This window comes from Mycobacterium sp. (assembly GCF_036488105.1).
Lineage (GTDB): Bacteria > Actinomycetota > Actinomycetes > Mycobacteriales > Mycobacteriaceae > Mycobacterium.
Genome location: NZ_DASXHW010000074.1, coordinates 1 through 4233, shown reverse-complemented (window position 1 = coordinate 4233; position 4233 = coordinate 1). Strand labels below are relative to the sequence as shown.

General features: G+C 66.5%; 6 protein-coding genes and 1 pseudogene. 6 read left to right on the top strand and 1 reads right to left on the bottom strand.

The window, feature by feature from the left end:
- The 6 genes and pseudogenes from VGH54_RS30010 to rdgB form a co-directional block, all read left to right on the top strand.
- A pseudogene (locus VGH54_RS30010) lies at positions 1-172 on the top strand (hypothetical protein); the annotation flags it as partial.
- 42 nt (positions 173-214) lie between these two features.
- Positions 215-865: a rhomboid family intramembrane serine protease gene (locus VGH54_RS04025; protein WP_331510649.1), complete on the top strand. Its 651-nt coding sequence runs from the start codon at positions 215-217 to the stop codon at positions 863-865.
- Between the two features lie 25 nt (positions 866-890).
- Entirely contained in the window at positions 891-1706 is an 816-nt protein-coding gene (gene murI, locus VGH54_RS04020) for a glutamate racemase (protein ID WP_331510648.1), read from the top strand.
- Positions 1707-1776: 70 nt separating this feature from the next.
- Positions 1777-2550: a cyclic nucleotide-degrading phosphodiesterase gene (locus VGH54_RS04015; protein WP_331510647.1), complete on the top strand. Its 774-nt coding sequence runs from the start codon at positions 1777-1779 to the stop codon at positions 2548-2550.
- Positions 2551-2579: 29 nt separating this feature from the next.
- Positions 2580-3359, top strand: a complete 780-nt coding sequence (rph, locus tag VGH54_RS04010) for a ribonuclease PH (RefSeq protein ID WP_331510646.1) — start codon at positions 2580-2582, stop codon at positions 3357-3359.
- On the top strand, positions 3356-3958 hold the full coding sequence (gene rdgB, locus VGH54_RS04005) for an RdgB/HAM1 family non-canonical purine NTP pyrophosphatase (RefSeq protein ID WP_331510650.1): 603 nt from the start codon (positions 3356-3358) through the stop codon (positions 3956-3958). The genes rph and rdgB overlap by 4 nt, the downstream gene beginning before the upstream one ends.
- 10 nt (positions 3959-3968) lie before the next feature.
- On the opposite strand, the gene VGH54_RS04000 is transcribed toward rdgB, so the two are convergent.
- Positions 3969-4233: DUF3817 domain-containing protein (locus VGH54_RS04000; RefSeq protein WP_331510645.1), on the bottom strand; the 265-nt coding region annotated here is incomplete at its 5' end.

The following is a 4233-nucleotide window of genomic DNA, read 5'->3' as shown; positions in this document are numbered from 1 at the left end:
CGACGTGCCGGCCGCGTTCTCACCGGAGACCGCCCTGGCCGGCGCCGTGGGTGTGGCAGCCGCCGACTGCCTGGCGCGCGCAGTGATCGAGGCGGTGATCGCCGCCGACGCCGTAGCCGACATACCGACCTACCGGGGCCTGTTGCCTGGCGCATTCGAGCAACGCCGGTAGCTTGGACGAAACGGGGGTTGCTGTGGAAAGGCAGCTACGGCGATGACAAACCGGACTCACGCATCGGCGCGGCAGCCGAAGAAGCGTTCGCCGATGCTGGTCGGCGGGGCCACCATCATCAGTTTCGTGGCGCTGCTGTACATCATCGAGGCGCTCGATCAGCTCAACGGGCACCGGTTCGATGACAACGGCATCCGCCCGCGGGAGGTCGACGGCCTGTGGGGAATTCTGTTCGCTCCACTGCTGCACGCGAACTGGGGGCACCTCGCGGCCAACACCGGGCCGGCGCTGGTCCTCGGTTTTCTGGTGACCTTGGCCGGGCTGTCCCGGTTTGTGTGGGCGACGGCGATCGTGTGGATCGTCGGCGGCTTCGGCACCTGGCTGATCGGCAACTGGGGATCGTCGTGCGGCCTGGAGAGCGATCACATCGGCGCTTCCGGTCTGATCTTCGGCTGGTTGACCTTCCTGCTGGTGTTCGGGTTCTTCACCCGTTCGGGCTGGCAGATCGTCATCGGGCTGGTGGTGCTGGTTTTGTACGGCGGAGTTCTGTGGGGTGCCGTGCCAGTGCTCAACGTCTGCGGAGGAGTGTCCTGGCAGGGCCACCTCTGCGGCGGCCTTGCCGGCGTGCTCGCGGCGTACCTGTTATCCAGACCCGAACGCGAAGCTCGCGAGCGTCGCCGCAAACGGCCGTAGCGGTCCGGTCAATAATTGAGGCGACATGAGTAACGCACTGGCGCCCGTCGGGGTGTTCGACTCCGGCGTGGGCGGGTTGACCGTCGCGCGCGCGATCATCGACCAGTTGCCCGACGAGGACATCAGCTATGTCGGCGACACCGGCAACGGACCCTACGGTCCGCTCACCATTCCCGAGATCCGCGCGCATGCCCTGGCCATTAGTGACGACCTCGTCGACCGCGGTGTGAAGGCGTTGGTGATCGCCTGCAACTCGGCGTCGTCGGCCTGTCTGCACGATGCCCGCGAACGCTATGACGTGCCGGTGGTCGAGGTGATCCTGCCTGCGGTCCGCCGGGCCGTTACCACCACTCGTAACGGTCGCATCGGCGTGATCGGCACGCAGGCCACGGTCGCCTCCGGCGCGTACCAAGACGCCTTCGCGGCCGCGCGCGACACCGAGATCACCGCCGTGGCCTGCCCGCGATTCGTCGACTTCGTCGAGCGCGGCATCACCAGCGGCCGTCAGGTGCTCGGCTTGGCCGAGGGTTACCTCGAGCCGCTTCAGCGCGCTGACGTGGACACGCTGGTGCTCGGCTGTACCCACTACCCGCTGCTGTCCGGGTTGATCCAGTTGGCGATGGGCGATGCGGTCACGCTGGTATCCAGCGCGGAGGAGACGGCGAAAGAACTGCTTCGCGTGCTGACCGAGCGTGATCTGTTGCGACCGCATGACGCTCCGACCGCCACCCGGGTGTTCGAAGCCACCGGCGATCCCGAGGCATTCACCAAACTTGCGGCTCGATTCCTAGGCCCAGCGGTCACCGGCGTCGAACCCGTTCGTCACACCCACGTTTCCTAGGTATGACGATGACTCTGATCACCCAATGCGGCGATGTTTTCTCCATCCTGCTACCGGGCATGGCACAGTAGTGACCGTGCGAATTACCGTGCTGGGCTGCTCCGGGAGCGTCGTTGGCCCGGATTCGCCGGCATCGGGATATCTGCTGAGGGCACCCGACACGCCGCCCCTGGTGATCGACTTCGGTGGAGGCGTGCTCGGCGCTCTGCAGCGGCACGCCGACCCGGGTTCGGTACACGTGTTGCTGTCGCACCTGCACGCCGATCATTGCCTCGACCTACCGGGATTGTTCGTCTGGCGCCGCTACCATCCGTCGCCGCCCGAAGGGAAGGCGTTGATGTACGGCCCGAGCGACACCTGGTCGCGCCTGGGCGCGGCATCGTCGCCGTTTGGCGGGGAGATCGACGACTGCTCTGACATTTTTGACGTGCATCACTGGGTTGACGGCGAGGTCGTCACAATTGGCGCGGTTGACGTCGTGCCGCGGCTGGTGTGTCACCCCACCGAGTCCTACGGCATGCGGATCACCAACCCGGCCGGCGCGTCGTTCGTCTACAGCGGCGACACCGGCTACTGCGAGACCATCATCGACCTGGCGCGCGGTGCCGACGTCTTCCTCTGTGAGGCGTCCTGGACGGATGCGCCGGACCGTCCGCCCAACCTGCACCTGTCCGGTACCGAGGCCGGACGCATCGCGGCCGCGGCCGGGGTGGGGGAGTTGTTGTTGACCCACATCCCGCCGTGGACGTCGCGGGAGGACGTGATCAGCGAGGCCAAGGGCGAATTCGACGGCCCGGTGCACGCGGTGGTGTGCGGCGAGACATTCAACGTCGGGCGCTCCTGAGCGGCTGACTGCACGCTAGGGTTGGCGGCGTGTCAAAACGAGAAGACGGCCGCCTCGACGAAGAGCTTCGACCGGTTGTCATCACCCGCGGATTCACCTCCCACCCGGCAGGTTCGGTGGTGATCGAATTCGGCCAGACCAAGGTCCTGTGCACGGCCAGCGTCACCGAGGGCGTGCCCCGCTGGCGTAAGGGATCAGGCTTGGGTTGGCTCACCGCCGAGTACGCGATGCTGCCGTCGGCCACCCACACGCGCAGCGACCGGGAATCCGTGAAGGGCCGGCCGTCCGGGCGCACGCAAGAAATCAGCCGGCTGGTCGGCCGGTCGCTGCGTGCCTGCATCGACCTGGCGGCCTTAGGGGAGAACACCATTGCGATCGACTGCGACGTGCTGCAAGCCGATGGCGGTACCCGGACCGCGGCCATCACCGGGGCGTACGTCGCGCTGGCCGATGCGGTGACATACCTCTCGGCGGCCGGCAAGCTGTCGGATCCGCGGCCGCTGTCCTGTGCGATCGCCGCGATCAGCGTCGGCGTCGTCGACGGTCGGGTCCGCGTCGACCTGCCCTATGAGGAAGATTCCCGCGCCGAGGTGGACATGAACGTCGTAGCCACCGACACCGGGACGCTTGTGGAGGTGCAGGGGACCGGCGAGGGCGCCACCTTCCCGCGATCGACGCTGGACAAATTGCTCGATGCCGCACAAGGGGCCTGCGAGAAGCTGTTCGTTGCGCAGAACGAGGCGTTGGCGTTGCCCTATCCGGGCGTGCTGCCCGAGGGGGGCACACCGCAGAAGGCGTTCGGAAGCTGACCCGCGTGCTGGTTGCCAGCCGAAACCCCAAGAAGCTGGCCGAGTTGCGGCGGGTGTTGGACGCAGCCTCGCTCTCGGGGCTGACGCTGGTGTCACTCGACGACGTGCCCCCGTTCGACGAAGTACCGGAAACCGGTGCGACGTTTGAAGATAACGCTCTGGCCAAGGCGCGCGACGGCTTCGCGGCGACTGGATTGCCGACTGTCGCCGACGACTCGGGACTGGAAGTGGCTGCGCTCAATGGCATGCCCGGTGTGCTGTCCGCGCGGTGGTCGGGCACGCACGGCGACGACGCCGGCAACACGGCGTTACTGTTGGCACAGCTGCGCGACGTGCCCGATGAGCGGCGCGGCGCGGCCTTCGTCTCGGCCTGCGCACTGGTGTCCGGCTCGGATGAGGTCGTCGTCCGCGGCGAATGGCCCGGCGCGATCGCTCGTGAGCCGCGCGGCGATGCGGGCTTCGGTTACGACCCGGTGTTCATCGCGGACGGCGAGGATCGCACTGCGGCACAGCTGACTTCGGCGGAAAAAGACGCGGCATCGCATCGCGGTCGCGCGCTCGCGCTGTTGCTGCCAGCTTTACGCGCGCTGGATACTTGAGCGGTCGAGCTCATAAGTTGAACTGCACCTTCACATTTCGGGTCTGGAAATGCTCGACGATGATCCCGAGCAGTGGGATGGTACCGGCCAAGAGCACCCCGATCGTCTTCAGGATCGGCCACCGAACCTTGACAGCAAGGTTGAAAGCCGCCAGTACATAAGCGAAATAGACCCAGCCGTGCACGATGCCGATCCAGGTGGGTGGATTCGACACCTTGACGATGTAGTGGACCACCAGCTCGTAGCACAGGGCGATAAGCCACAGACCCGTCGTC